The organism is Caballeronia sp. GACF4 (assembly GCF_023631025.1).
Taxonomy (GTDB): domain Bacteria; phylum Pseudomonadota; class Gammaproteobacteria; order Burkholderiales; family Burkholderiaceae; genus Caballeronia.
In genome coordinates, this window is record NZ_JALQDW010000002.1 from 427712 (window position 1) to 453581 (window position 25870).

Genomic DNA, 25870 nt, shown 5'->3' on the forward strand with positions numbered 1-25870 from the left:
CCGCTGTCAACCCCTGCCGCTCGTTTTATTCAAGCGGCAGGAAAGCGGCAGCAAAGCGCCATCGTCATCAATCTTCGTCGTAGACATTTGTTTTGCGCGTGTCCTTGACGAACAACATGCCGATCACGAACGTCGCCAGCGCAATCACAATCGGATACCACAAGCCCGAATAGATATCGCCTCTCGCGGCGACGATAGCGAAGGCCGTCGCCGGAAGAAATCCACCGAACCAGCCATTGCCGATGTGATACGGCAACGACATCGACGTGTAGCGAATCCGCGCCGGGAACATCTCGACCAGCATTGCCGCGATCGGGCCGTAGACCATCGTCACGAAGATCACGAGGATGGTCAGAACGACGATCGCCATTGGCCAGTTGATGAGCGCCGGATCGGCCTTCGCCGGGTAGCCCGCGCTCTTCAACGTGCCGGCAAGCGTCTTGTCGAAGGCCGCGCCTTGCGCCTTCGCGTCGGCCGCCTTGCCGTCGTAGGTGTTCACCACCGTTTCGCCCACCTTGATCTGCGCGAGCGTGCCCGCCGGTGCCGCGACGTTCTCGTAGTTGAGACCGGCCTTGGACAGCGCGCTCTTCGCGATATCGCACGACGACGTGAACTTCGACGTGCCCACCGGATTGAACTGGAACGAGCACTCGTCCGGATTGGAGATCACGACAATCGGCGACTTCTGCGTGGCGGCTTCGAGCGTCGGGTTGGTGTAGTGCGCGAGCGCCTTGAAGAGCGGGAAGAAGCTCAACGCGGCGATCAGGCAGCCCGCCATGATGATCGGCTTGCGGCCGATCCGGTCCGAAAGCGACCCGAAGAACACGAAGAACGGCGTGCCGATCAAAAGCGCCACCGCGACCATGATATTCGCGCTGGTGCCATCGACCTTGAGGGTTTGCGTGAGGAAGAAGAGCGAGTAGAACTGCCCCGTGTACCACACGACCGCCTGACCCGCCGTCAAACCGAACAGCGCCAGCAACACGATCTTCAGGTTCTTCCATTCGCCGAACGCTTCGGTCAGCGGCGCCTTCGAAGTCTTGCCTTCGGACTTGATGCGCTCGAACACCGGCGATTCATGCAGCTTCATGCGAATCCACACCGACACCGCGAGCAGCAGGATCGACACGAGGAACGGAATACGCCAGCCCCAGGCACCGAACTGTTCTTCGCCAACCATCGTGCGTACCGCCAGAATCACGATTAGCGAGATGAAAAGGCCAAGCGTCGCCGTGGTCTGGATCCACGCGGTCCATGCGCCGCGCTTGTTGGCCGGTGCGTGCTCCGCGACGTAGGTCGCCGCGCCGCCGTACTCGCCGCCGAGCGCGAGGCCCTGCAGCAAGCGCATCGCGATGAAAATGACCGGCGCCGCAATGCCTATGGTCGCGTAGCCGGGCAGGAAGCCGATCAGAAACGTCGACAGACCCATGATGACGATGGTCACGAGGAAAGTGTATTTGCGCCCGACCATATCGCCGAGCCGCCCGAACACGATCGCGCCGAACGGACGCACCGCGAAACCCGCCGCGAAGCCGAGCAGCGTGAAGATGAAGCCAGCGGTCGGATTGACGCCCGAGAAGAACGTCTTGCTGATGTAGATGGCAAGCGAGCCCGCCAGATAAAAGTCGTACCACTCGAACACCGTGCCGAGCGACGAAGCGAAGATGACCTTCCTTTCCTCGCTCGTCATCGGTGCGTGGGAAATGCGCCCCTCAACCGTAGCCATGAATCGTCTCCTGATTTGAATTCGCATACGTGTCGGAAACGCCCGAGGCGCTCCGGTGCAACGATTATTGGAACGAAAACTTACGGCGTTCTGACTCGCCCGGATGCGGGTCGAATTGGCGCATAAAGTACATCTTCGGCTAACCATCTTCTATTTTCTTTTTATCTCGCTCATTCTTGCGTCAATGCGCGTTTTATGTTGTTTGTCGAGATGTTAGGCGCTGAGCCGGCTCAGGGTTTGTCCCGCATAGGAAAAACCCGCTGTAAGCTCACGCGAACCAGCGTTCCAGCCAGTCGCGGCGCTTCCTGATACACATGATCTTCGATGGCGAGCGTGCCGCCGTGCATCGCCGTGATCTCCTTGACGATGGCGAGACCGAGGCCGCTGCCGTCGCCCTCGCGTCCGAGAATGCGATAGAAACGCTCGAGCACGCGCTCGCGTTCGGCGCTCGGAATGCCAAGTCCGGTGTCTTCCACTTCGAGATGAACGTGATCGAGATCGTGCTCGCCGGTCCGCACGCGCACGGTCACGCGTCCGTTCGGAGGCGTGTAGCGGATGGCGTTATCGATCAGATTCGACAGCAATTCACGCAGCATCACCGCGTTGCCCTCTACTTCGACGGGATACGCGGGCTCCTCGTAACCGATATCGATACCCTTCGCGAGCGCCGCCTGCACCCAGTCGCGCACGGCGAGCCGCGCGAGATCGGTCAGTTCGACGTGCGAGAAAATCTGCCCCGTCGCGCGATTTTCCGCGCGCGCCAACGCGAGCAATTGCGTGACGAGCCGTGCCGCGTGCTCGGAACTCATGGCGATCTGTTCGAGCGAGCGCTGCACTTCCGTCGATACCTCTTGGCGCAACGCAAACTCCGCCTGCATGCGCAGGCCGGCGAGCGGCGTTTTCATCTGATGCGCGGCGTCGGCGATAAAGCGCTTCTGAAACTCCATGTTCTGTTCGAGCCGCACGAGCAAATCGTTGAACGACGCCACGAGCGGCGCGATCTCGGGCGGCGCGCGGGCCGCTTCGAGCGGCGAGAGGTCGTCCGGACGCCGCGCGCGAATGTTCGACTGCAGCGCGTGCAGCGGCGCGAGCCCGCGCGAGAGGCCGAACCACACGAGCACGATGGCGAGCGGCAGGATCACGAACTGCGGAAGGATCACGCCTTTGATGATGTCGTTGGCGAGCTGGCTGCGTTTGTCCAGCGTCTCGGCGACCTGCACGAGCACCGGCTGCGTCTCGGCGGGATCGCGTCCCGGCGCGAGACCGGGCACATCGACCGTCGTATAGGCGACGCGAATGTCGTTGCCGCGCAGGGCGTCGTCGCGAAATTCGACGATGCCCGGCTGCGGACGATCGTCGTCATGCGGCAAGGGCATGTCACGGTCGCCGCCGACCAGTTCGCCGCGCGTGCCGAGCACTTGAAAGAACACGCTGTCGACGTTGTCGGCGCGCAGGAAATCGCGCGTGACATCGGGTAGACGCAGTTCGGCGACGCCGTTCACCGGCTGGATTTGGCGCGCGAGCATGTAGACGTCGGCTTCGAGCGCGCGGTCGAACGGACCGTTGGCAATCGACTTCGCGACCAGGTACGTCACCGCGATGCTCATCGGCCAGAGCAGCAGAAGCGGCGCAAGCATCCAGTCGAGAATCTCGCCGAAGAGCGAGCGCGGATGCGTTTCGTTGTCGGGTTCGAGTTCGTCGGGAGGCGCGAACGGGTTGGCGTAGCGCGCGTCGCGCTTGGCGTCGGTGTCGCTTTCGGTGGCGGCGTGGTCGTGTCCGTGCCCGGCTTCGCTTGGTTCGGTGGAAACGGGCGACGCCATGCGCGGCTACTTGTATTGAGGGCTGGCGGGCAGGGAATCGCTCGCCGCGGGTTGGGCAACGGCGCCGTTGTCGACGTTGGCGACGGCTTTTTCCAGCGTGTAGCCGAGCCCGCGCACCGTGATGATGCGCGCGCCGCTCGCTTCGATTTTTTTGCGCAAGCGGTGCACGTACACCTCGATTGCGTTGTTGCTTACTTCTTCACCCCACTCGCACAGATGATTCACGAGCTGTTCCTTCGACACGAGCCGCCCGATGCGCTGGAGCAGCACTTCGAGCACGCCGAGTTCGCGCGCGGACAGGTCTACGACTTGCTCGCCGATATGCGCGACGCGTCCGACCTGGTCGAACGCCAGCGAACCATGCTTCACGACAGTCGGACCGCCACCCGCGCCGCGTCGCGTCAACGCTCGAACGCGCGCTTCGAGCTCGTTGAGCGCGAAGGGCTTGGCCATATAGTCATCGGCGCCGAGGTCGAGTCCCTTCACGCGTTCGTCGACACTGTCGGCCGCCGTCAGGATCAAAACCGGCATCTGCGAATTGCGTGCGCGCAGGCGGCGCAGCACCTCCAGACCGGGCATGAGCGGCAGGCCGAGATCGAGAATCAGGAGGTCGAAAGTTTGCAGCGAAAGGGCGGTATCTGCCTCGACGCCATGCTTCACATGGTCGACGGCGTATCCCGATTGGCGGAGTGATCGAATGAGACCGTCCGCGAGTATGCTGTCGTCTTCGGCAATGAGGATTCGCATCGTGTTGTGCGCCTTCGTGCGCGGCAAAGCGCAGTCATTGCCGACACCGCATTTCGCCCGGCGCGGCGGTCTCCAGGTGTTTTGCGGTTTTTGCGCGGTGCGCGCGGCGTGGAAAAAAGACTGCGTCGCGCGATCGGGCTTGCAAAAACTACTGTTTTTTTATACAGTGTCTGCGGGAGTGCTACAGACGGGCTCGAGTTCGTTTCGAGCTTGCCGGCACCCGCCTCAGACGCCGTTCATCATAGCAAAGGACGATTCATGGAAGAAAGCAAGAAAGGCCCGGCTGGCATGACTGCGGAGAAGGGCAAGGCATTGGCCGCCGCGCTCGCGCAGATCGAAAAGCAATTCGGCAAAGGGTCGATCATGCGGCTCGGCGCAGGCGAGGTGGTGGAAGACATTCAGGTGGTCTCGACAGGGTCGCTCGGTCTGGATATCGCGCTTGGCGTCGGCGGCTTGCCGCGCGGCCGTGTCGTGGAAATCTACGGGCCCGAGTCGTCGGGCAAGACCACGCTCACGCTGCAGGTGATCGCCGAGATGCAAAAGGTCGGCGGCACGGCGGCGTTTATCGACGCAGAACACGCGCTCGACGTGCAATACGCGCAGAAGCTCGGCGTGAATGCGCAGGAACTGCTGATCTCGCAACCGGACACGGGCGAGCAGGCACTGGAAATCGCGGATGCGCTGGTGCGCTCCGGCTCCATCGACATGATCGTCATCGACTCCGTCGCGGCGCTCGTGCCGAAGGCGGAAATCGAAGGCGAAATGGGCGACTCGCTGCCTGGTTTGCAAGCGCGCCTGATGTCGCAAGCGCTGCGCAAGCTGACTGGCACCATCAAGCGTACGAACTGCCTCGTCATCTTCATCAACCAGATCCGCATGAAGATCGGCGTGATGTTCGGCAACCCGGAAACCACCACGGGCGGCAACGCGCTGAAGTTCTATTCGTCGGTGCGCCTGGACATTCGCCGTATTGGTTCCATCAAGAAGAACGACGAAGTCATCGGCAACGAAACGCGCGTGAAGGTCGTGAAGAACAAGGTCTCGCCGCCGTTCCGCGAAGCCATTTTCGACATCCTTTATGGCGAAGGCATTTCGCGTCAGGGCGAGATCATCGACCTGGGCGTGCAGGCCAAGCTGGTAGACAAGGCGGGCGCCTGGTACAGCTATAACGGCGAGCGTATTGGTCAGGGCAAGGACAACGCGCGCGAATTCCTGCGCGAGAACCCGGACATCGCCCGCGAGATCGAGAACAAGATCCGCGAATCGCTCGGCGTGGCGGCAATGGCTGACGCCGTGGCGCCGGGCGCCACGGTGGCGGACGAGTGAGTTGTCGCTTAATCGTTACGTGGTCGTCGTCTCGTTGTTTAGATACTCACTTGGTCACTGACGATGTTGAAGCGCCGGTTCGGATCGAAGGCTGGCAGAACGGACGGAAGGTTCGGGCGGTCTGCTGGTTCTGATGATCCGAATGGCGCGAGTGATCCTCAGTCGCGTGACACTCAGTCGCGCGATTCGACGAAGGCGTTGCGTGGTGGCTGGCGGCGAGAGTTGCCGGTGAATGCGCGTGATGCTGCTGAGTTGGACGCAAGGGCGGCCGATGTTGATGCTGCTGCTGTCCGGGAAAGTGAGACACCGTCGTCCGAAGATCGCCGGGCGCGTCTGGAGCAAGCCCGCGCGTTGCTGATGCAGGCAGCGTCCATTCGTGAGGGCAACGCACCGTCGAGAAACGCAACCTCCAAGCCGGCAGTGGAAACGCCGACTCTGGCGACCAACCGTGCGCAGAACGCGTCACCCTTGGCAAGCCGGATTGCCAATCCAAACCAATCATCTGCAATCGACGCCTTCGAAGACGCCGATCCTTTCGAGCCCTTCGAGCAGTGCACGCCGGATGTAGGCGTCAACACAGCATCCGAATCGGTCTACAGCCGTTCAAGTCAACGCGCTCGCAAAACTTCCGCTGCCGAAGTCAAAGATTCCAAGCGTCCGCAACGTTCGCTTAAAGGACGCGCGCTTGCTTACCTGTCTCGTCGGGAATATAGCCGCGCGGAGTTATCGCGCAAGTTGCGACCCTACGTCGAAGAAGCCGATTCGCTCGAAACACTGCTCGATAGCCTCGAACGTGACGGCTGGCTCTCGAACGAGCGCTTTGTCGAAAGCGTCGTGCATCGAAGAGCGGCGCGCATGGGCGGCAGCCGGATCATCCACGAATTGAAGCGTCATGCAGTGGGAGAGACGCTCATCGGCGAAACTGCCGACAAACTCGCGCAGACCGAAACCGCGCGAGCGCAGTCCGTATGGGAGAGGAAGTACGGCGTCGTACCGGAAACGCCCGCGGAGCGTGCGAAGCAAGCGCGCTTTCTCGCGGCGCGCGGCTTCTCCATGAGCACGATCAGCAAGGTGTTGAAGGGAAGCGACGAAGACTGGACCGACGAAGTCATCGACGATTGATGGCGAACGCCGTCTAGTTTAGTGCGGGCGCATTCGAGCGCCATGTGATTGCCCGAGCGCCATGTGCATCTATTTCGTGCTTTCACGTGCTGGACTCATGGCGAAGCCGCATTCCATCACGACGTGGTTCAAAACCATTCACACGCGAAGCGTTAGGTTAATTATTCCATGCTCCACGCGCTTGCCTCATCATGCTGGCGGATTTCGACCGCTGAGTAATCTCAGGTTTCGCGCGCATGCAAAGAGTTCGGGCTCATGTTTCCACATCCGCGTGTTGAGCTTCTAGTCCACCAAAGTAAGAAGTGATTCCAAACGACCATGTGCATGCAAGCTCCGAGGCGGGAAGAAAATCCCGGACTGCGCCGAAGCGTTAATAAGCACAGGCTTCTCAAGCTTTCCCCGCGCACGTTTCTGGTGCCTGAGTCATCCCCGGCTTGAAATACCCAATATGCTAAAATTCCACGGTTTTCCTGTTCCGGCTTTGGTCCAGCATGCCTCTTTCCCCGCCCGTTTCCCGACAATTGCGCCATCGTCGCGCGATTCGGATTGAAGCGTTCGAGCGAGATGACGGCCTATGGGACATCGAAGCCGTTCTAACCGATGAGAAGACGCGCGACTTTCAACTCGTGACGGGCGTGCGGCCATACGGTCAGCCAATCCATGAACTCTGGCTACGCATTACCATCGACCGCGAACTTACTATCGTCGACGCAGAAGCGTCCTCGGAGTGGGCGCCTTATGCTGGTCTCTGCGCCGAGTCCAATCCCGCCTATCGCTCGCTCATCGGGCTCAATCTCCTCAAGAATTTTCGCCGCGAAGTCAATCAGCGTATTGGCGGCGCGGCTGCTTGCACGCATCTCACCGAGTTGTGCGCCGTCCTGCCGACCGTCGCCATTCAGGGATTCGCGGGTCAGGTCTGGAATACCGAATCGGGTAATCCGTTCGATTCGAAGGACGCAAAGGCAGCATCGGACACACCGCCGTTTCAACTCGGGCGCTGTCACGCATTGCGCTTCGACGGCCCCGCGGTCGAGGAGTACTATCCGCGCTGGTTCGAGCGCGCAGGCACAAACGACACCAAGCCGCGCGACACCTAGCGCGCACGCGGCGATCAGCATTCAAACAAGAATCGATGAAATCAGCGGTTCAGCAAATCGAAGTTCACTCCAACTCTCAGACTGAAGGAATCACGCATGAAGATTCACGAGTACCAGGGTAAGGAAATCCTGCGGAAATTCGGCGTCGCGGTCCCGCGCGGCAAACCCGTGTTCTCGGTGGATGATGCGGTCAAGGCCGCGGAAGAGCTGGGCGGCCCGGTATGGGTCGTCAAGGCGCAGATTCACGCTGGCGGCCGTGGTAAGGGCGGCGGCGTGAAGGTCGCGAAGTCGATCGATCAGGTCCGCGAATACGCGAACCAGATCCTCGGCATGCAGCTCGTCACGCACCAGACCGGTTCCGAGGGCCAGAAGGTGAACCGTCTTCTGATCGAAGAAGGCGCGGACATCAAGAAGGAACTTTACGTCGGCCTCGTGCTCGACCGCGTATCGCAGAAGGTCGTCGTGATGGCGTCGAGCGAAGGCGGCATGGACATCGAGGAAGTCGCGGAAAAGACGCCCGAGTTGCTGCACAAGCTGCCGGTCGATCCCGCCACGGGCTTGAAGGACGCCGAAGCGGACGACCTCGCCCGCAAGATCGGCATTCCAGACGCATCGTTGCCGCAAGCACGCACCATTCTGCAAGGTCTCTACAAGGCGTTCTACGAGACGGATGCATCGCTCGCGGAAATCAACCCGCTGATCCTGACCGGCGACGGCAAGGTCATCGCGCTCGACGCCAAATTCAACTTCGACGCGAACGCGCTCTTCCGTCACCCGGAAATCGTCGCGTATCGCGATCTCGACGAAGAAGATCCGGCTGAAGTCGAAGCGTCGAAGTTTGACCTCGCGTACATCTCGCTCGACGGCAACATCGGCTGTCTCGTGAACGGCGCGGGTCTGGCCATGGCCACGATGGACACCATCAAGCTGTTCGGCGGCGAGCCGGCCAACTTCCTGGACGTCGGCGGCGGCGCCACGACCGAGAAGGTAACCGAAGCCTTCAAGCTGATGCTCAAGAATCCGAACCTGAAGGCGATCCTCGTCAACATCTTCGGCGGCATCATGCGCTGCGACGTGATCGCGGAAGGCGTGATGGTCGCGTCGAAGGCCGTGGACCTGAAGGTGCCGCTCGTCGTGCGCATGAAGGGCACGAACGAAGACCTCGGCAAGAAGATGCTCGCGGACTCCGGTCTGCCTATCATCTCCGCCGACAGCATGGAAGAAGCCGCGCAGAAGGTCGTCGCGGCGGCCGAAGGCAAGTAAGCGCGCCCGCTTCCTAGTCTGACAAGAGCGTTCCACCAGACACGAATGGCGGCGCGGGCTTTCCATATGAGAAAGCGTCGCGACGCCAAACGAACAGAGGTCACTACATGTCGATTCTGATCAACAAAGACACGAAGGTCATCACGCAGGGCATCACCGGCAAGACCGGTCAGTTCCATACGCGCGCCTGCCGCGAATACGCGAACGGCCGCGAAGCGTACGTTGCGGGCGTGAACCCGAAGAAGGCCGGCGAAGATTTCGAAGGCATCCCCATCTACGCGAGCGTCAAGGAAGCGAAGGCCGAAACGGGCGCAACCGTATCGGTGATCTACGTTCCGCCCGCGGGCGCCGCCGCCGCGATCTGGGAAGCCGTCGAGGCCGATCTCGATCTCGCCATCTGCATCACGGAAGGCATTCCGGTTCGCGACATGCTGGAAATCAAGGACCGCATGCGCCGCGAAAATCGCAAGACGCTGCTGCTCGGACCGAACTGCCCCGGCACGATCACGCCGGACGAACTGAAGATCGGCATCATGCCGGGTCACATCCACCGCAAGGGTCGCATCGGCGTGGTATCGCGCTCGGGCACGCTGACGTATGAAGCAGTGGGTCAGTTGACGGCGCTGGGTCTTGGCCAGTCGTCGGCAGTCGGTATTGGCGGCGATCCGATCAACGGTCTCAAGCACATCGACGTGATGAAGATGTTCAACGACGATCCGGAAACGGACGCCGTCATCATGATCGGCGAGATCGGCGGTCCGGACGAAGCGAACGCCGCTTACTGGATCAAGGACAACATGAAGAAGCCGGTGGTTGGCTTCATCGCGGGCGTCACGGCGCCTCCGGGCAAGCGCATGGGTCACGCAGGCGCGCTGATCTCGGGCGGCGCGGACACGGCCGATGCCAAGCTCGAAATCATGGACGCGTGCGGCATCAAGGTCACGAAGAACCCGTCGGAAATGGGTCGTCTGTTGAAGTCGGTGATCTAAGTGGGTTTATCGGCAGAACGGCCTGGGGTTTGGTACTCTTACCGAATCCTTTCGTAACCGCCGAATAGAAAGCGAGGGAGCGTTGGCTTCCTCGCTTTTTTTATTACTACATGCTCGATTTTTTTGCGACGCTCCATTGGGGCGCGGTGCTTCAGATCATCGTCATCGACATTCTGCTCGGTGGCGACAACGCGGTCGTGATCGCGCTTGCCTGTCGCGGTTTGCCCGACGGCCAGCGCACGCGTGGCATCTTGCTGGGCACGCTCGGCGCCATCGTGCTGCGCGTCGTGCTGATCGCGTTCGCGGTGTTTCTGCTCGATATCCCGTTCCTCAAGTTCGTCGGCGGCATCCTGCTGCTGTGGATCGGCGTGAAGCTGATGCAGCCCGACCACGACGCGCACGAGATCAACGCGTCGGACAAGCTCTGGACAGCGGTCAAGACCATCGTCATCGCGGACGCCGTGATGAGCCTCGACAACGTCATCGCCATTGCGGGCGCGGCGGAGGCGGCGGACCCGCGGCATCGCTTCACGCTCGTCGTCTTCGGGCTGGTGGTGAGCATTCCGCTCATCGTGTGGGGCAGCACGCTGGTGCTGAAGCTGCTCGATCGCTTTCCGGTCATCGTGCTCTTCGGCGCGGCGTTGCTCGGGTGGATCGCGGGCGGCTTGATCATCGACGATCCCTTCATCGATCGATGGCCCGAGCTGAACACGGAGCTCGTCGGGTATATCGCGAGAGCGGTGGGCGCGATTTTCGTGGTCGCGGCGGGCGTGCTAATCAAGCGGCGCGCGCTCGCCAGTGGAAAACGGGCGCCGGGGTGAGGTTGTTCTATGCAGTGGGGTGATTGAGGCGCACTCCGCCGAATCGCGTTGACCGGAACGGCTCACACTGAGGCCTTTACCGAAAGACGCTCACCCCAGGCCCCCACGTTAGCCATTCGGCCGACTGTCACCGCTAAAGCTCCCTGAATAAGATCGAAGCGTCCAGATTGCATCATGCATCCGGGCGCTTTTTGTCCTTTTGGGAGTACCGATGACAACGATCACCTGCAACACGAATTCGCCGCGCGCCTGGCGCGCGATGCACGGCTGGCTGCGCTCTGCCGGCGACGCGGCGACGCGAGGCTTCACCCTGATCGAACTGATGATCGTGTTGGCGATCGTCGGCGTGGTGGCCGCGTATGCGATTCCCGCGTATCAGGATTATCTGGCGCGCAGCCGGGTGGGCGAGGGCTTGTCGCTCGCGGCATCGGCGCGGCTTGCCGTGGCCGAGAACGCGGCGAGCGCGGCCGATCTCGCAAGCGGATATGCCTCGCCGCCGGGCACGCGCAACGTCGACTCGATCCACATCGACAGCGACAACGGCCAGATCACGATTGCCTATTCGACGCGCGTCGCGCCAGCAGGATCGAACACGCTCGTGCTCGTGCCATCCACGCCCGACAACGCCGAGACTCCGACGGCCCGCGTGTCGCTTGCGCGCGGATCGGTGCAGGCAGGCACCTTGACGTGGGAATGCTTCGCGGGCGGCAAGGCGGCGTCGTCGTTGCCGGCGCCGGGCGCGGGACCGTCGCCCGCGGAGGCACCGAGCTTGCCCGCCAATCTCGCGCCGGCGGAATGCCGTGGCTGACGTGCATCGCTGACGACGGGCAGACGAGCGGTGCGTCGGCATCGCTCGTCTGCCATCGGCAAGAAGCGGTCAGGTGCGGGGATTTTTTGTTGGAAACGCGGGGATTTCGTCGCAAATCGGGCTGTGTACCGGACATGGGCAGCAAAGTTTTGTATAGTGCGCCGGTTGCCGACGTTCACAGCCCCTCATGCCTTCTCAATACGCGCGCTACCTTTGTTTTGCCGTTCTGTGCCTTGCGTTGACCTTGCCGTTTGGCGTCGTCAACCACACGTACCCGATTCCGACCTTCTACGCCGAATACAGCGCGCTGGCGCTTTACTTGGCGCTCGGGGCGACGGTCGCGCTGCTCGTGCGCGTGTCGGAGCCGCGCGTGTCGTTCGCCTCGCCGGTCGTTGCGCTCATGCCGCTTGCGTTCGGCGTGCTGCTCATCGCGCAGACGGTGTTGCTGCCGGTATCGCAGCCTTCGATGAACTGGCTCGGCGGCGCGTATCTGCTCGCCTCGTTCATCGCGGTGCATACCGGCTACGGGCTCGTGCGCGCGGGTTTGTCGGAGAAGGCGTTGCGCATCGGCGCGGCCGCGCTCATGGCGGGCGGTTCGTTCGCGGTCTTTTGCCAGATCGTGCAGTTGCTGCATCTGGAGGTGAAGTTCACGCCGTTTGTCGTCGCTTATAACGTGATGGCTGAGCGGCGGCCGTTCGGCAACATGGCGCAGGCGAATCACCTCGCAACGGTGATCGCCTTCGCGATGGCGGGCGCGCTGTACTTCGTGCAGACGCGGCGTTTGCCCGTTATCGTGTGGCTCGCGCTGACGGCGGTGTTTTCGCTAGGACATGCGCTGACCGTTTCGCGCGGACCCTGGTTGCAGATGGCGGTGATCGTCGTCGCCGGATTCTGGATGGCGTTCGTGCAGGGGCGGCCGGCAGCGGCGGAAGGTTTCGACGGACCCGGCCGCCGCGATCTTCGCGCGTGGCTCATGCCGGTGGTGCTCGCGCTCGTGTTCTTCGCGGTGAACGCGGCGGTGCGCTGGGCCAACGTGCGCTTCCACTTCGACCTCGCGCAATCGGCCGCCGAGCGCATGCAAGACGCCAATCAGATCGCGCCGCGCCTTGCGTTGTGGAAATACGGCTGGACGATGTTCCATACGCATCCCATCCTCGGCGTCGGCTGGGGCGAGTTTCCGCGCTATCAGTTCGACATGGTGCGCGAGCTGGGCGGCGTCGAGATCGCGAACAATGCGCATGACATCTTCATCGATTTGCTCGCGAAGACGGGCGCGCTGGGCCTCGGCATTCTGGTACTGGGGTTCGTCTTCTGGCTGATTCGCGTGCTGCGCGCGCCGCAGACGCCCGCGCGCATTTTCGGGCTTTCGCTGCTTGGCGTTCTGCTGATGCATGCGTTGGTTGAGTATCCGCAGCAATACATGTTCTTTTTGATGCCGGCGATGCTCGTGATCGGCTTGCTGGAGACGCGGCCGTTGCGGCTGGTGGCGAAGCCGTTGTCGTTCGGCGTGTACGTGGTGCTCGTGGTGGGCGGGCTGGCGGCGTTGTATCCGGTAATGCTCGACTATCATCGGGCCGAGGTGCTTTACTACGGATCGCGGCCGGCGGAGCAGTATCGGGACGATCCTTCGTTCCTCTTCACCGCGTGGGGCGAATACGGCGCGGCCACGCTCGTGCCGATCAACGCGCAGAACCTCGAAGAGAAGCTCGCGATGCATCGCAAGGCGATTGCGTTGCTGCCGGGCGAGACGGTGTTGCGGCGATATGCGGTGCTGCAGGCGCTTGCTGGTCAGCGCGACGAAGCGCTGGACACGATGGCGAAGCTCAAGATTTTCGCGACCCAACTGCATGACTGGCCGAAGCAACTGGCGTCGGTTTATCAGCTCATCGATGAGACGGGGAAGCCGCTGGCTTCTTTCAAGGCGGATCTGGTGAAGTTGTATGGAGAGCCGGGGGTTGGGGGCGCCACTGCCGATGATGACGACGATGACGAGTGAGGTCGGCGTCGGCTCCGGGCGCGAGGACTACGCCGCCACCCAATCCCCCGACTTCCCGCCATGCTTCTCCAGCACCTTCACATTGTTGATCGTCATGCCGCGATCCACCGCCTTGCACATGTCGTAGATCGTCAGCAAGCCGATCTGCACGGCGGTGAGCGCTTCCATTTCCACGCCGGTGCGCCCGACCGTTTCCACACGCACTTCGCAGTGCACGCCAGGTAGCGTTTCGTCGATGCTGAAATCCACCGCCACGCGCGTCAGCGCAAGTGGATGACACAGCGGAATCAGGTCGGCCGTGCGCTTCGCGCCATGAATAGCGGCGATGCGCGCGACGCCCAGCACGTCGCCTTTCTTCGCGCGGCCTTCGCGGATCAGCGCCAGCGTGCCATCGAGCATGGCGATGGAACCGCGCGCGACGGCGATGCGGCGTGTCTCGCCCTTGTCGCCGACATCGACCATGTGCGCCTCGCCGGCGGCATCGAAATGTGTGAGTCCGGACATAGCCTCTCCTTCGAACGGGCGCTCATCATACCAGCGCGATACGGCGTCTTCGGTCCGATTCAATCCACCGCCGAGCGCCGAACACTTGATACGATAAGCCCGTTTTCGTCATCAAGCTGACCGGCTCGCCGACGCCGGTTTCGCGCCATGAATCTGACACGTTCGAGCCGTGCGCTCATTTTCGTGCTGTGCCTGAGTCTCGCCATGCCGCCCGTTGCGTTGGCGCAGGTTGGTGCGTCCGTGGCTCGCGTGGATGATTCGGCGAAGGCGGGCGCAAGGGGCGCTGCAAACGCGACCGCCGCGAACGTGACCGCGACCGCCGCAAACGCGATTACCGCAAATGCGACCAACGCAAATGCGACCACCGCAAATGCGACCACCGCAAATGCGGCCACCGCAAACGCGATCGCCGCAAACGCGACCACCGCAAACGCGACCACCGCAATCGCGACCAACGCAAATGCGACCACCGCAAATGCGACCGCCGCAAACGCGACCAACGCAAACGCGACCAACGCAAACGCGACCACCGCAAACGCCGGCACCTCAAACGCGCCCACCGCAAACGCGCCCACCACAACCGCGCCCACCACAACCGCGCCCACCGCAAACGCGCCCACCGCCACCGCGCCCACCGCAACCGCGCCCACCACAACCGCGCCCACCACAACCGCAACCGCAACGGCAACTACGCCCAAGGCAACTGCGACCACCACCACCGTCCCCGCCTCACCCCCCGCCAACCTGGCCGACGGCGTCTTCGGCGTCTACGGCGGCGCCGAAAGCCGCTTCGCCAATCGGCCTGGCGAAATGAGCGGCCTGCGTGCGCCCTTGTCCTCGGTGCAGCTTCCCGATCTCGGCGATGGCTCCGACGGCACGCTTTCACCGCAAGCCGAACGCACGCTCGGCGAACGGATGATGCGCGAAGTCCGCGCCGACCCCGACTATCTCGACGACTGGCTGATGCGCGATTACCTCGATTCCATCGCCACCAAGCTCTCCGCCGCCGCCGCGACGCAGTACCTCGGTGGCTATCGGCCGGACTTCGACCTGTTCGCCGTGCGCGATCCGCAAATCAACGCGTTCTCGATGCCCGGCGGTTTCATCGGCGTGAACACGGGGCTGATTTCCGCGACGCAGACCGAGTCGGAACTGGCGTCGGTCATCGGTCATGAGATGGGGCACGTGCTGCAGCGGCACATCGCGCGCATGATCGGCGCGCAGAAAAAGAGCGGCTATGCCGCGCTCGCTGCCATGCTCGCCGGCTTGCTCGCTGGCGTGATGGCGCGCAGCGGCGATCTCGGCATGGGTATCGCAATGGGCGGGCAGGCGTTCGCCGTCGACAATCAGCTCAAATTTTCGCGCGCGGCGGAACACGAGGCGGACCGCGTCGGCTTTCAAATGCTCGCCGCCGCCGGCTACGATCCCTACGCGATGACCGCGTTTTTCGCGCGTCTGGACCGCCTGACGATGTCCGACAACGGCGTGCCGCCTTATGCGCGCACGCATCCGCTGACCGTCGAGCGCATCGCCGATATGGAGGATCGTGCGCGGCGCGTGCCGTATCGGCAGCCGCGTCAGTCGCCCGAATACGCGTTCGTGCGGGCGCGCGCGCGGGTGTTGCAGGTCAATTATGCGAGTGATTATCGCGAGGTCGCGAGCCGGCTGAAGACCGAGATCAGCGATCAGACCGCGCTCAATCCGGCGGCGAACTGGTATGGCGTCGCGCTCGCGCAGTCGCTGCTCGGCGATTACGACGCCGCCAACGATGCGCTCGCGAAGTCGCGCCGTCTGTTCGAAGGCGAGGAGGCGAATGCGGCGGTGGCATCGGCGCAGGCGCGGCAGGAGTTAAAGAGTATCGGCGGCGCGGATGCGGCTAGCGGCGCACGGGGTTTGAAGGCGCAGCGTGGGGCGGCATCGTCGGCGAAGGCGGCTGCTTCCGTCGATGCCGGGTTGAATCTCGCTGCCGACGGCGTGAGATCCGCACAGACGAGGCATTCGCCTGCCGTCACCGATGCAAGGACGAATGGCGTCGCGTTATCGGAAGGCATGTCTTCGCTGCTCGGCAGTAGTGCGCACGATGTGCTGAGCTTTTCGGGGAGCGGCAATCGCGCGAGTAATCCGAACAATCCGCTCAACGTCAAGAGCGCGGCCAACACAGACGGCGCGACGCTGGCGAACGGCGGGAACGGCGCAAACAACCCAAACAACCCAAACGCAAAAAGCCCGAAAACCGCAAACGTCTCAACCGCAGTGAAAAATTCGTCGATCCACCAAACCAATCCATCCGAGACGAATCGCGCGGGCGCTGCAACAACCACCGACGCGAACAGCAACTCCCGCCACACGACCGCATCCAACACCCCGACCTCGAAGAACACGATCCCGCTTCCGCCGGTCCATGTCACGAGCACCTCGATCCCGCGCCAGAGCCCACAACCCGCCGCGTCACCGCAGCCGCCAGCGCCCGCAACACCCCGCAGCACGCCTAGCCTCGACGTGCTAGCCGCCGATATCGCCCGCCGCGCCGGCCGTAACGACGACGCCATCCGCCTCGCGGAAATAGCGCAGAAGCGCTGGCCGGACTCGCACGCGGCGATCGATATCCATCTGCAAGCCTTGCTGTCGGCGCACCGCTACGCCGATGCTCAATCGCTCGCGCGCCAGGAAACGCGCGCCGACCCGTTACGCCCCGACTGGTGGCTTTATCTCGCGCAGGCGAGCGCGGGCCTCAACGACCCGCTGAGCCAGCATCAGGCGATGGCCGAGAAATTCGCGCTCGACGGCGCGTGGCCATCCGCGATTCGGCAGCTAAAGGAAGCGCGCGACCTGAAAACCGCGAGTTTCTACGATCTCTCGACGATCTCCGCGCGTCTGCGCGATTTCGAAACGCGCTACAAGGAGGAGCGCGAGGAGGAGAAAAACAGCTGAACGGCGGCGGGCTACGGGTAGCTCTAAGCGAGCGCCCGACCTTGGCCACGACCGTACACGATCCGTGCGCCGATAACCTCTAACCCTGCACGCCAATAGCCCGCGCAGCCGGACTTGCGACAAAGCCAAAACGCGCTTGGACATCCGTCCGTCTGATCGTCTGCAGGGGAAGATCAATGCCGCCGCGCCAATGAAACACGCCACCGTGCTCGGGCAAAGCAGCCTCATCCAGCGAAGCATGATCCGCCAGCACCTCCAGATCATGATCGTGCAAGGCGGCCACGCGAGCCGGCGAGGAAGCATCGGCGAACAACACACCGCCTTCATCGTCGATCCACGCCTGTTCCGGCTCGAACGCCGCGCCCGCCTGATCGGTCAGCTGCAACGAACCATCCGCCGATACATCGAGCCGCACGATCCACGGCGTATAAGCCAACTCCACATACACGCGCTGCGGACCGTTCTGGAAGAACCACTGACCCTCGTCGTCGCGCTCGTAATTGCGGTTGATGAAGCCGATCAGCGCCTCATGCCGGATGGGACTGCCGAGTTCGCCCGCGGCTTGCGCGGCATCGTCGCGCATGCGCCACTGGCCGCGTCGGTCGAGCAGAAGCCAGCCCGTGCAATGCGGCACGTTCGGCCATTTGGCAAGCGCCTGCCTGACGATGTCATCCATGAGCGACGAAGTTCTCCAAATAGCCGAACACACGCTGCGACAACCAGTCGATCCGCCCTGGAAACGGCCCCGTCATGAAGCCGACATGTCCGCCGTGGTTCGGCTGATCGAGCGTGACGCGCGACGACACTTCCGCCTGCGACGGCAACGCGAACTCGGGCAAGAACGGATCGTTACGCGCGTTGAGGATAAGCGCTGGCGCCGCGATGCGGTTCAGATGTGCGCGCGTGGTCGCGGTCGACCAATAGTGGTTGGTATCGCGAAAGCCGTGCAGCGGCGCGGTCACGACGTTGTCGAACTCGTACAGCGTGCGCGCGGCGAGTACGGCGTCGCGGTCGTAAAGGCCGGGAAACTGTCCGAGCTTCGCAAGCGCCTTGCGCTTGAGCGACTTCAAAAAGCTGCGTGTGTAGATCATGCCGAAGCCTTGCGAGATCGCTGCGCCGCCCGCGTGAACATCGAGCGGAGCGGAGATGGCGGCCGCCGCGCTGATGATCGACGAAGCCTCGGCGCCGCGGTCGCACAGCCAGTGCAGCAGCACATTGCCGCCCAGCGAGACGCCCGCCGCCACGATCGGCCCCGCGTGATTGGCGCGCAGGCGTCGCAGAATCCAGTCGACTTCGGCGCTGTCGGCGAGATGGTAAAACCGCGGCAGCAGATTGAGCGCTCCGCTACACGTGCGAAAGTGCGGCACGACGCCGTGCCAGCCGCGCGCTTGAGCGGCGGCCATCATCGTGCGGGCGTAGTGGGAGTCCGAACTGCCTTCGAGGCCGTGAAACAGCACGAAGAGCGGGGCGTCGGCGGGTGCTTCGTCGGCTACCCAGTCGAGATCGATGAAGTCGCCATCCGGCGTGGTCCAGCGTTCGCGCCGGTATTGCACCGCCGGCTTGCGCGCGAAGAGCGCCGGCACGATGGTCTGCGCGTGGCTCGTCGGCAGCCAGCGCGGCGCGTTGTAGAGCCAGTCCGCAACCGGCGCGCCGAGCGTTCGCCCGGCTGCCTGCACGCTTTCCTTAAGCGCCGCTGCGGGCCCCGTATCCACGAATGACGAATCGTGTTTCAACAAAGGATCGCGCTTCATGGCCACTCCCCGACATACGTCTTCTTAGTGCTGCTCTGCAACCGGGCCGCGTTTTTTAGTGCAGCGGCCCCTGACCGTGGCGCATCTTGACCGCGAACTGGCCGGCTGTTTCCATTGGCATCTCGCTCGCGTGAATGTGCGCGATTTTCCATTCGCCGCGTTCGTGGACCATCACGTAAGTCGTGAACACCATGCGCGGCGCCACCGTTCCCGCTGGCTGATGCGCCTCCGCGATCGCATACACGACGGTGCCGAGACTGTCGTACACGCGGATATCGAGCGGCTCGATGGTCACCGCCTGCGCTTCGAACTGCTTGCCGATCCCGGCGCGGATGCTCGGCAGACCATGCAGATGCGTGCCGTCCGCGCAGATGCACGTGGCGAATTCCTCGTCGATCCACAACGACATCACGCTGTCGATGCTGGCGTCCGCGACAGCCTGGTAATAAGCGTTGAGGGTGTCGGCTGCGGCTTCGAAGAGGCGGGCGAAACGTGGCATGGCTCGTGGGTCTCAGGCTTTCGTTACGGCGCGCGCCCGTAGTGCCGGACTAGCGCCGCATCGGTCATTGGTCAAAGCATGCCCCCGTTCGGAGGCATTCGCGTGTGAGCGCCCGCACACTTGGGTCGATGCCGTCGGAGAACCGCTAGCGGATGTCGCAGCGGATCAATCTTCGAGATATCAACGATGCGCGAGCAGCATGCCGCGCAAGTCGCCGAAAACCTGTTCGGCGGAAAGTTCGCGAAGGCAGTTCAGATGGCCGAGCGGACACTCGCGGGCAAAGCACGGACTGCATTCAAGATGCAGCCATTGTACCTTTGCGAGATCGGACAAGGGCGGCGTGTGGCGCGGGTCGGTCGAGCCGTACACCGCGACGAGCGGCCGTCGCATGGCCGCCGCGACGTGCATGAGGCCGGAATCGTTGGTGACCACCGCGCTCGCTCGCGCGATCAACGCGCATGCTTCGCCGAGCGATGTCTGGCCGCACAGGTTGCGCACATTCGGTGCGCGGGCGGCGATGGCATCGGCGACGGCGGAATCTTTATTCGATCCCAGCGCGATGATCCGCGCATACGGAAACGACTGCGCGACGAACTGCGCCAGCGACGCAAAATGCTCCGGCGGCCAGCGCTTGGCGGGACCATACTCCGCGCCGGGGCAAAACACGACGAGCGGCGTACGCGTATCGAGATTGAAGCGCGCCGACACACGCGCGGACTCGTTCGGATCGTTTTCCAGGCGCGGCACGGGCAGCGTTGGCGCGGGATTTTCGATGCCTTCGGGCTGCGGTTGCGCAAACTTGTCGACGAACGGCAGCTTCGCGCCCGGCGCATAAGCGAGCGCGGCGTAGTGCACGGTCATCGGCGGACGCTCGGTCTTCGGCGGATTGGCATGCCGCACGTTGAGCAGACCGTAACGGCTTTCGCCCTTGTAACCGATGCGCAGCCGGATGCCCGCCATCCAGGGCAGCAGCGCGGATTTCGCGGAGTTGGGCAGCACGTAGGCGGCGTCGTAGCCGACATCGCGCAGGTCGCTCGCCAGTTGCCAGCGGCGCAGCAGTTGCAGCTTGCCGTGAGCGAGGTCGGTGGCGTAGACGTCGTGAATTTCCGGCATGCGTTCGAGCACGGGCGCGACCCACGAGGGCGCGACGGCATCGATCACGATGCGCGGATGCAGCTTTCTCAACAGCGTGAAAAGCGGCTGCGCCATGAGTGCGTCACCGATCCAGTTCGGTGCTATTACCAGCGCGCGGCGCATCAGTCGTTTTCCGATCTCAAAATATACGCGGCTCGCGGCTTATGGCGAGTCGTCGGTTGATGTGGGTGAGAGGCTTGAGCGCGCAATGTGTGATTGCGATTCGCGCATTGGACGAAGGCCGAAGCGGGCACGAGGCGTGGCTTCGGCCTTCCGTAAGAGGGCGGCTGCTCAATGCCCCTTGATGACTTCGCCGTCTTTCAGCTTGTAGCGCGTGCCGCAATACGGGCAACGCGCTTCGCCGTGCGTGATGTCGATAAACACGCGCGGATGCGTGCTCCAGCGCTGCATCTTCGGATTCGGACAGAACGCGGGCAGGTCCTTGGCCGACAGTTCAACCAGCGGCATTTCCTTCAGGTCGCTCATTGCAATCTCTTTTGAATGACTTGTGTTGCGTGCGGGGACACGGCGGGACGCTCGAAACCTCGCCCGCCGCAGCTTGCATTAAACCTTGGCGAGCCAGCTTGCGTACTTCTCGTTCTTGCCGCCGACCACGTCGAAGAATGCGCTTTGCAGCTTCTCCGTGACGGGACCGCGCGCGCCCGAGCCAATGGTGCGGTTGTCGAGTTCGCGAATGGGCGTGACTTCGGCGGCGGTGCCGGTGAAGAACGCTTCGTCGCAGGTGTAGACCTCGTCGCGCGTAATGCGCTTTTCGATCACCGGAATGCCGAAGTCGCGCGCCAGCGTGATGACCGTGTCGCGCGTGATGCCGTCGAGGCACGAAGCCAGGTCCGGCGTGTACAGCTTGCCGTTGTTGACGAGGAAGAAGTTCTCGCCGGAGCCTTCGGAGACATAGCCGTCCACGTCGAGCAGAAGGGCTTCGTCGTAGCCGTCGGTGATGGCTTCCTGATTCGCGAGGATGGAGTTCACGTACCAGCCGGAGGCCTTGGCGCGCACCATCGACACGTTGACGTGATGGCGCGTGAACGACGAGGTCTTGACGCGAATACCGTTCGCGATGCCGTCTTCGCCCAAATACGCGCCCCACGGCCACGCAGCAATGGCCACGTGAATGGTGTTGCCCTTGGCCGATACGCCGAGCTTTTCCGAGCCGACCCAGATGATCGGGCGGATATAGCAGGATTCGAGCTTGTTCTCGCGCACGACTTCGAGCTGCGCGGCTTCGATGGTGGCCTGGTCGAACGGCACTTCCATCTGAAAGATCTTGGCCGAATTGAAGAGACGCTTGGTGTGTTCCTTCAGGCGGAAAATGGCCGTGCCTTGTGACGTCTTGTATGCGCGCACGCCTTCGAACACGCCCATGCCGTAGTGCAAGGTATGGGTCAGAACGTGGATATTGGCGTCACGCCAGTCGACCAGCTTGCCATCCATCCAGATCTTGCCGTCGCGGTCGGCCATTGACATACGGTTCTCCTAGCTGTCTCGTTCAGTGAATGCGGGGCTTGGCGCCTTAGTTCGGCATGAGTGCGGCGCGGGCCGAAAGGCGGCGAAAGACCGTTATTTTAGCTTGATTTCGCGACGGAACCGATCTCGAAGCGGCTTTCACGACGCTATAATTTCCCTTTCGCCGCCAAGTTGCCGGCAAAGTTTCCTTTCGTCGCGGTATTGCGCGCGGTATTACGCGCGGGATCGGAACCAGCGTGGAGCCAGCGCCCGGCGCATCGGTTGGAAGCGGCCAAATACGCGTCATCATGGATTGGCCGCTAAAAGCATCCGGTGCTATCGGTTAAAATGCTGGTCTTTCCTGTTGCATCAAGCGAGGTCGAGAGTGTGTCCGGCAGTCACCGCGCAACGGTTCCCAAGCTCACCGCCTCAACGGAGCGCGCCCGGCATGTGCTTGTACTTGAGCGCCGCCGCCTGTCTGTTCCTTCGATCTCCTGCTTTCCCGGTTCCTCGTATTGCCTGTTTTGCCCGCGCGTTCGGCCCGCTCGCGCGGCCTTCGCCTCCGGCATGATCCGCGTGTCGTTGCCACGGCTAAAAGAAGTCCTCGAAGTCACGCGGCCACCCCACGAACCGGCCGGCACAAGCCGGTCTTCCTCGCCCGAACCGCTTTTCTACCTACGTTGACTCCCATGACGAAAGTATTGCGTTTCACCGACCTCATCTCCGAAGGCAAAGTCTCCGGCAAGCGTGTGTTCATCCGCGCGGATCTGAACGTGCCGCAAGACGATGCCGGCAACATCACCGAAGACACGCGCGTGCGCGCCTCGGTGCCGGCCATCGAGGCCGCGCTCGATGCAGGCGCTGCCGTAATGGTCACGTCCCATCTGGGCCGCCCGACCGAAGGCCAGTTCAAGCCGGAAGACTCGCTCGCGCCCGTCGCGAAGCGTCTGTCCGAATTGCTCGGCCGCGACGTGCCGCTCGTCGCGAACTGGGTCGATGGCGTCGAGGTTCAGCCGGGCAACGTCGTGCTGCTCGAAAATTGCCGCTGCAACAAGGGCGAGAAGAAGAACGACGACGGCCTCGCGCAACAACTCGCGAAACTCTGCGACATCTATGTGAACGACGCCTTCGGCACCGCGCATCGCGCGGAAGCAACCACGCACGGCATCGCGAAGTACGCGCCGGTCGCGTGCGCGGGCCCGCTGCTCGCCGCCGAACTCGATGCGCTCGGCAAGGCGCTCGGCAACCCGAAGCGTCCGCTCGTCGCCATCGTCGCCGGGTCGAAGGTTTCGACCAAGCTGACCATTCTGAAGTCGCTGGCGGAGAAGGTGGATCAACTGATCGTCGGCGGCGGTATCGCCAACACGTTCATGCTGGCCTCGGGCCTGAAAATTGGCAAGTCGCTCGCCGAAGCCGATCTCGTCGACGAAGCGAAGGAAATCATCGATCAGGCGCGCACGCGCGGCGCATCGGTGCCTATTCCGAGCGATGTCGTCACCGCGAAGGAATTCGCCGCGACCGCGAAAGCCGAAACCAAGCCCGTCGCGGATGTGTCCGACGACGACCTGATCCTCGACATTGGTCCGGACACCGCGAAGGCGCTCGCCGCGCAACTGGAAACGGCGGGCACGATCGTGTGGAACGGCCCCGTCGGCGTATTCGAGTTCGACCAGTTCGGCAACGGCACGAAGACGCTGGCGCAGGCCATTGCGAGTTCGTCGGCATTCTCCATCGCGGGCGGCGGCGACACGCTCGCGGCCATCGCGAAGTACAACATTCACGACAAGGTGAGCTACATCTCGACCGGCGGCGGCGCGTTCCTCGAATTCCTGGAAGGCAAGACGCTGCCCGCGGTCGAAGTGCTCGAGTCGCGGGCTTAAGGTCTTGACGACCCGAGGAAATCCGGCGAAGGCAGGCAAGAAGGGCGCGCAGGAAGCCGGCGGCGCGCAAAAAGACGGAATCAGAAACGTAGTGGCGGGCGGGGCATCGGGCGACGAGCTCGACGCCGCCGCGCTCGCGGCGCGGGCCATTGCCGAAGCGGCTCAGAACACCGAGCCGTCGTCCGGCGAAGCCCGCGCGCAGAATCAGCAACCGAGGCAGAACGAAGACGCGGCATCGCCGGCACCAACGGCGGCGCCCGTCATCATCGGCGGCTTGCCCGCTCATGCAATCAAGCAAATCGATAAAGCGACGCCGGCACGATCCGGCGCGCGCGCGCAACCGGTGAGCAACACCTCACCGTCGGCGCAACGTGCTCGCAGCGTCACGGGCGGTCCTACAGAGACGAGGAATTCCATGCATCGCGCTACCAAAATTGTTGCCACCATCGGTCCGGCATCGAGCAGTCCCGAGATCCTGCTGCAGATGATGCAAGCGGGGCTCGACGTCGTTCGCTTCAACTTTTCGCACGGCACTGCCGACGATCATCGCCAGCGCGCCGAATGGGTGCGCGAGGCCGCGCGCCAGACGGGCCGCGAAGTCGCCATCATGGCCGACCTGCAAGGCCCGAAAATTCGCGTCGGCAAGTTCGAGAACAACAAGACGATGCTCGTCGCGGGCAACAGTTTCGTGCTCGACGCCAATTGCGAACTCGGCAACAACGAGCGCTGCGGACTCGACTACAAAGACCTGCCGCGCGATCTGCGCGCCGGCGACGTGCTCCTGCTGAACGACGGCCTGATTGTCCTCGACGTCACGCGCGTGATCGGCGAAGAGATTCACACGGTCGTAAAGGTCGGCGGCGAGTTGTCGAACAACAAGGGCATCAACCGGCAGGGCGGCGGACTCACGGCGCCGGCGCTGACCGAGAAGGACATGGAGGACATCAAGACGGCGATGTCGCTTGGCGCGGATTTCGTCGCGGTGTCGTTCCCGAAAAACGCGACGGACATGGAAATGGCGCGTCAACTCGCGAACATCGCGGGCGCGCCTTACGGCATCAAGCCGAAGATGATCGCGAAGATCGAGCGCGCCGAAGCCATTCCGGCGCTGCAAGGCATTCTCGATGCGTCGGACGGCATCATGGTCGCGCGCGGCGATCTCGCGGTGGAGGTGGGCAACGCGGCCGTGCCCGCGCTGCAAAAGCGCATGATCCGCATGGGGCGCGAGTCGAACAAGCTCGTCATCACCGCCACGCAGATGATGGAATCCATGATCCACGCGCCCGTGCCGACCCGCGCGGAAGTGTCGGACGTGGCCAACGCCGTGCTCGACGGCACCGACGCCGTGATGCTTTCCGCCGAAACCGCGGCGGGCAAGTATCCGGTGACGACCATCGAGACGATGGCCGCCATTTGCGTCGAAGCCGAGAAGTCGGAAGAGTCGCAACTAGACCGCGATTTCCTCGACCGCACGTTCACGCGCATCGACCAGTCCATCGCCATGGGCGCGCTGTTCACGGCGTTCCATCTCGGCGCGAAGGCGGTCGTGGCGCTGACCGAATCCGGTTCGACCGCGCTGTGGATGTCGCGTCACTGGACGCATGTGCCGATCTTCGCGCTAACGCCACGCGTGGCGAGCGAGCGCACGATGTCGCTGTATCGCAATGTCACGCCGTTGCATCTCGATACCAACATGGACCGCGACGACGCGCTCAATCAGGCGCTGGAAGTGGTCGTGTCGAAGGGATACGCGGCGCGCGGCGACATGGTCGTGCTCACCGTCGGTGAGCCGATGGGCGCGGCGGGCGGCACCAACACGCTGAAGATCGTGCGCGTCGGCGATCATTTCTGAGCGCGCGTAGAGCGAAAAAACGCTTTCGGATGAGCGCGAATTCAGCCTGATCCGAGCCAGGCGTTATTTGTAAAGTAAAATCAACGGGTTCCGGCGACGGGACCCGTTCCCATTTCTTTTCGCTGCTCATGGCAACCTGA

22 protein-coding genes are annotated in these 25870 nt (G+C 63.0%); 11 read left to right on the forward strand and 11 right to left on the reverse strand.

Translation table 11 applies throughout. The annotated features are described in order from the left end of the window. Nucleotides 1-67: 67 nt before the first annotated feature. The 3 genes from NCR40_RS02080 to NCR40_RS02090 all read right to left on the reverse strand — a co-directional run bounded on the left by NCR40_RS02080 (nucleotide 68) and on the right by NCR40_RS02090 (nucleotide 4293). Complete coding sequence (locus NCR40_RS02080) at nucleotides 68-1726, reverse strand: MFS transporter (RefSeq protein ID WP_244827131.1); 1659 nt, start codon at nucleotides 1724-1726, stop codon at nucleotides 68-70. 230 nt (nucleotides 1727-1956) lie between these two features. Beyond that, nucleotides 1957-3546, reverse strand: a complete 1590-nt coding sequence (locus tag NCR40_RS02085) for a sensor histidine kinase (protein WP_250508597.1) — start codon at nucleotides 3544-3546, stop codon at nucleotides 1957-1959. Between the two features lie 6 nt (nucleotides 3547-3552). After that, a complete protein-coding gene (locus tag NCR40_RS02090; protein WP_250508598.1) occupies nucleotides 3553-4293 on the reverse strand; it encodes a response regulator transcription factor in 741 nt (246 codons plus the stop codon). Between the two features lie 258 nt (nucleotides 4294-4551). On the opposite strand from NCR40_RS02090, the gene recA reads away from it, so the two are divergent. The 8 genes from recA to NCR40_RS02130 all read left to right on the forward strand — a co-directional run bounded on the left by recA (nucleotide 4552) and on the right by NCR40_RS02130 (nucleotide 13715). Further along, complete coding sequence (recA, locus tag NCR40_RS02095) at nucleotides 4552-5619, forward strand: recombinase RecA (protein ID WP_284502972.1); 1068 nt, start codon at nucleotides 4552-4554, stop codon at nucleotides 5617-5619. Between the two features lie 357 nt (nucleotides 5620-5976). Further along, nucleotides 5977-6741: a recombination regulator RecX gene (recX, locus tag NCR40_RS02100; RefSeq protein ID WP_502800648.1), complete on the forward strand. Its 765-nt coding sequence runs from the start codon at nucleotides 5977-5979 to the stop codon at nucleotides 6739-6741. A gap of 491 nt (nucleotides 6742-7232) precedes the next feature. Beyond that, nucleotides 7233-7838 carry a DUF2889 domain-containing protein gene (locus NCR40_RS02105; protein WP_250463302.1) on the forward strand — a complete coding sequence of 202 codons (606 nt, stop codon included), beginning with the start codon at nucleotides 7233-7235 and terminating at the stop codon, nucleotides 7836-7838. Nucleotides 7839-7934: 96 nt separating this feature from the next. Continuing rightward, the gene (gene sucC, locus NCR40_RS02110; protein ID WP_244827136.1) at nucleotides 7935-9101 is read left to right on the forward strand and encodes an ADP-forming succinate--CoA ligase subunit beta; all 1167 of its coding nucleotides are present in this window, start codon (nucleotides 7935-7937) and stop codon (nucleotides 9099-9101) included. A gap of 107 nt (nucleotides 9102-9208) precedes the next feature. Further along, a complete protein-coding gene (gene sucD, locus NCR40_RS02115) occupies nucleotides 9209-10090 on the forward strand; it encodes a succinate--CoA ligase subunit alpha (RefSeq protein ID WP_159835338.1) in 882 nt (293 codons plus the stop codon). A 110-nt stretch (nucleotides 10091-10200) separates the two neighbouring features. Further along, complete coding sequence (locus tag NCR40_RS02120; protein ID WP_244827137.1) at nucleotides 10201-10911, forward strand: TerC family protein; 711 nt, start codon at nucleotides 10201-10203, stop codon at nucleotides 10909-10911. A 211-nt stretch (nucleotides 10912-11122) separates the two neighbouring features. Continuing rightward, nucleotides 11123-11719: a pilin gene (locus NCR40_RS02125; protein ID WP_502800649.1), complete on the forward strand. Its 597-nt coding sequence runs from the start codon at nucleotides 11123-11125 to the stop codon at nucleotides 11717-11719. Between the two features lie 187 nt (nucleotides 11720-11906). Beyond that, entirely contained in the window at nucleotides 11907-13715 is a 1809-nt protein-coding gene (locus NCR40_RS02130; protein WP_250463304.1) for a PglL family O-oligosaccharyltransferase, read from the forward strand. A 27-nt stretch (nucleotides 13716-13742) separates the two neighbouring features. On the opposite strand, the gene moaC is transcribed toward NCR40_RS02130, so the two are convergent. Next, nucleotides 13743-14219: a cyclic pyranopterin monophosphate synthase MoaC gene (moaC, locus tag NCR40_RS02135; protein ID WP_250508599.1), complete on the reverse strand. Its 477-nt coding sequence runs from the start codon at nucleotides 14217-14219 to the stop codon at nucleotides 13743-13745. 59 nt (nucleotides 14220-14278) lie between these two features. After that, nucleotides 14279-14938: a hypothetical protein gene (locus tag NCR40_RS31580; RefSeq protein ID WP_250508600.1), complete on the reverse strand. Its 660-nt coding sequence runs from the start codon at nucleotides 14936-14938 to the stop codon at nucleotides 14279-14281. Nucleotides 14939-15029: 91 nt separating this feature from the next. On the opposite strand from NCR40_RS31580, the gene NCR40_RS02145 reads away from it, so the two are divergent. Next, nucleotides 15030-17150, forward strand: coding sequence for a M48 family metalloprotease (locus NCR40_RS02145; RefSeq protein WP_250508601.1), 2121 nt, complete (start codon nucleotides 15030-15032; stop codon nucleotides 17148-17150). Nucleotides 17151-17229: 79 nt separating this feature from the next. Here the strand turns inward: NCR40_RS02145 and NCR40_RS02150 are convergent, their stop codons facing one another. The 6 genes from NCR40_RS02150 to NCR40_RS02175 form a co-directional block, all read right to left on the reverse strand. Further along, nucleotides 17230-17826 (reverse strand): DUF2946 family protein, encoded by a 597-nt coding sequence (locus tag NCR40_RS02150; RefSeq protein WP_250508602.1) that lies wholly within the window; start codon nucleotides 17824-17826, stop codon nucleotides 17230-17232. Continuing rightward, complete coding sequence (locus tag NCR40_RS02155; protein ID WP_250463311.1) at nucleotides 17819-18901, reverse strand: YheT family hydrolase; 1083 nt, start codon at nucleotides 18899-18901, stop codon at nucleotides 17819-17821. The genes NCR40_RS02150 and NCR40_RS02155 overlap by 8 nt, the downstream gene beginning before the upstream one ends. A 55-nt stretch (nucleotides 18902-18956) precedes the next feature. Next, nucleotides 18957-19400 carry a nuclear transport factor 2 family protein gene (locus NCR40_RS02160; protein WP_244827142.1) on the reverse strand — a complete coding sequence of 148 codons (444 nt, stop codon included), beginning with the start codon at nucleotides 19398-19400 and terminating at the stop codon, nucleotides 18957-18959. Between the two features lie 180 nt (nucleotides 19401-19580). Continuing rightward, nucleotides 19581-20657, reverse strand: a complete 1077-nt coding sequence (waaF, locus tag NCR40_RS02165) for a lipopolysaccharide heptosyltransferase II (protein ID WP_244827143.1) — start codon at nucleotides 20655-20657, stop codon at nucleotides 19581-19583. 168 nt (nucleotides 20658-20825) lie between these two features. Then, nucleotides 20826-21020, reverse strand: coding sequence for a zinc-finger domain-containing protein (locus NCR40_RS02170; protein WP_244827144.1), 195 nt, complete (start codon nucleotides 21018-21020; stop codon nucleotides 20826-20828). A 78-nt stretch (nucleotides 21021-21098) separates the two neighbouring features. Next, entirely contained in the window at nucleotides 21099-22019 is a 921-nt protein-coding gene (locus NCR40_RS02175) for a branched-chain amino acid transaminase (protein ID WP_250508603.1), read from the reverse strand. A 668-nt stretch (nucleotides 22020-22687) separates the two neighbouring features. On the opposite strand from NCR40_RS02175, the gene NCR40_RS02180 reads away from it, so the two are divergent. Next, nucleotides 22688-23878, forward strand: coding sequence for a phosphoglycerate kinase (locus tag NCR40_RS02180; protein WP_250508604.1), 1191 nt, complete (start codon nucleotides 22688-22690; stop codon nucleotides 23876-23878). A 343-nt stretch (nucleotides 23879-24221) separates the two neighbouring features. Beyond that, the gene (gene pyk / locus NCR40_RS02185; protein ID WP_370652122.1) at nucleotides 24222-25730 is read left to right on the forward strand and encodes a pyruvate kinase; all 1509 of its coding nucleotides are present in this window, start codon (nucleotides 24222-24224) and stop codon (nucleotides 25728-25730) included. Nucleotides 25731-25870 lie beyond the last annotated feature (140 nt).

Bases quoted from the DNA above. Each gene is read 5' to 3' on its own strand.
- NCR40_RS02080 (WP_244827131.1), bottom strand. From the start codon at position 1,726: ATGGCTACGGTTGAGGGGCGCATTTCCCACGCACCGATGACGAGCGAG.
- NCR40_RS02085 (WP_250508597.1), bottom strand. From the start codon at position 3,546: ATGGCGTCGCCCGTTTCCACCGAACCAAGCGAAGCCGGGCACGGACAC.
- NCR40_RS02090 (WP_250508598.1), bottom strand. From the start codon at position 4,293: ATGCGAATCCTCATTGCCGAAGACGACAGCATACTCGCGGACGGTCTC.
- recA (WP_284502972.1), top strand. From the start codon at position 4,552: ATGGAAGAAAGCAAGAAAGGCCCGGCTGGCATGACTGCGGAGAAGGGC.
- recX (WP_502800648.1), top strand. From the start codon at position 5,977: ATGCAGGCAGCGTCCATTCGTGAGGGCAACGCACCGTCGAGAAACGCA.
- NCR40_RS02105 (WP_250463302.1), top strand. From the start codon at position 7,233: ATGCCTCTTTCCCCGCCCGTTTCCCGACAATTGCGCCATCGTCGCGCG.
- sucC (WP_244827136.1), top strand. From the start codon at position 7,935: ATGAAGATTCACGAGTACCAGGGTAAGGAAATCCTGCGGAAATTCGGC.
- sucD (WP_159835338.1), top strand. From the start codon at position 9,209: ATGTCGATTCTGATCAACAAAGACACGAAGGTCATCACGCAGGGCATC.
- NCR40_RS02120 (WP_244827137.1), top strand. From the start codon at position 10,201: ATGCTCGATTTTTTTGCGACGCTCCATTGGGGCGCGGTGCTTCAGATC.
- NCR40_RS02125 (WP_502800649.1), top strand. From the start codon at position 11,123: ATGACAACGATCACCTGCAACACGAATTCGCCGCGCGCCTGGCGCGCG.
- NCR40_RS02130 (WP_250463304.1), top strand. From the start codon at position 11,907: ATGCCTTCTCAATACGCGCGCTACCTTTGTTTTGCCGTTCTGTGCCTT.
- moaC (WP_250508599.1), bottom strand. From the start codon at position 14,219: ATGTCCGGACTCACACATTTCGATGCCGCCGGCGAGGCGCACATGGTC.
- NCR40_RS02145 (WP_250508601.1), top strand. From the start codon at position 15,030: ATGAGCGGCCTGCGTGCGCCCTTGTCCTCGGTGCAGCTTCCCGATCTC.
- NCR40_RS02150 (WP_250508602.1), bottom strand. From the start codon at position 17,826: ATGGATGACATCGTCAGGCAGGCGCTTGCCAAATGGCCGAACGTGCCG.
- NCR40_RS02155 (WP_250463311.1), bottom strand. From the start codon at position 18,901: ATGAAGCGCGATCCTTTGTTGAAACACGATTCGTCATTCGTGGATACG.
- NCR40_RS02160 (WP_244827142.1), bottom strand. From the start codon at position 19,400: ATGCCACGTTTCGCCCGCCTCTTCGAAGCCGCAGCCGACACCCTCAAC.
- waaF (WP_244827143.1), bottom strand. From the start codon at position 20,657: ATGCGCCGCGCGCTGGTAATAGCACCGAACTGGATCGGTGACGCACTC.
- NCR40_RS02170 (WP_244827144.1), bottom strand. From the start codon at position 21,020: ATGAGCGACCTGAAGGAAATGCCGCTGGTTGAACTGTCGGCCAAGGAC.
- NCR40_RS02175 (WP_250508603.1), bottom strand. From the start codon at position 22,019: ATGTCAATGGCCGACCGCGACGGCAAGATCTGGATGGATGGCAAGCTG.
- NCR40_RS02180 (WP_250508604.1), top strand. From the start codon at position 22,688: ATGACGAAAGTATTGCGTTTCACCGACCTCATCTCCGAAGGCAAAGTC.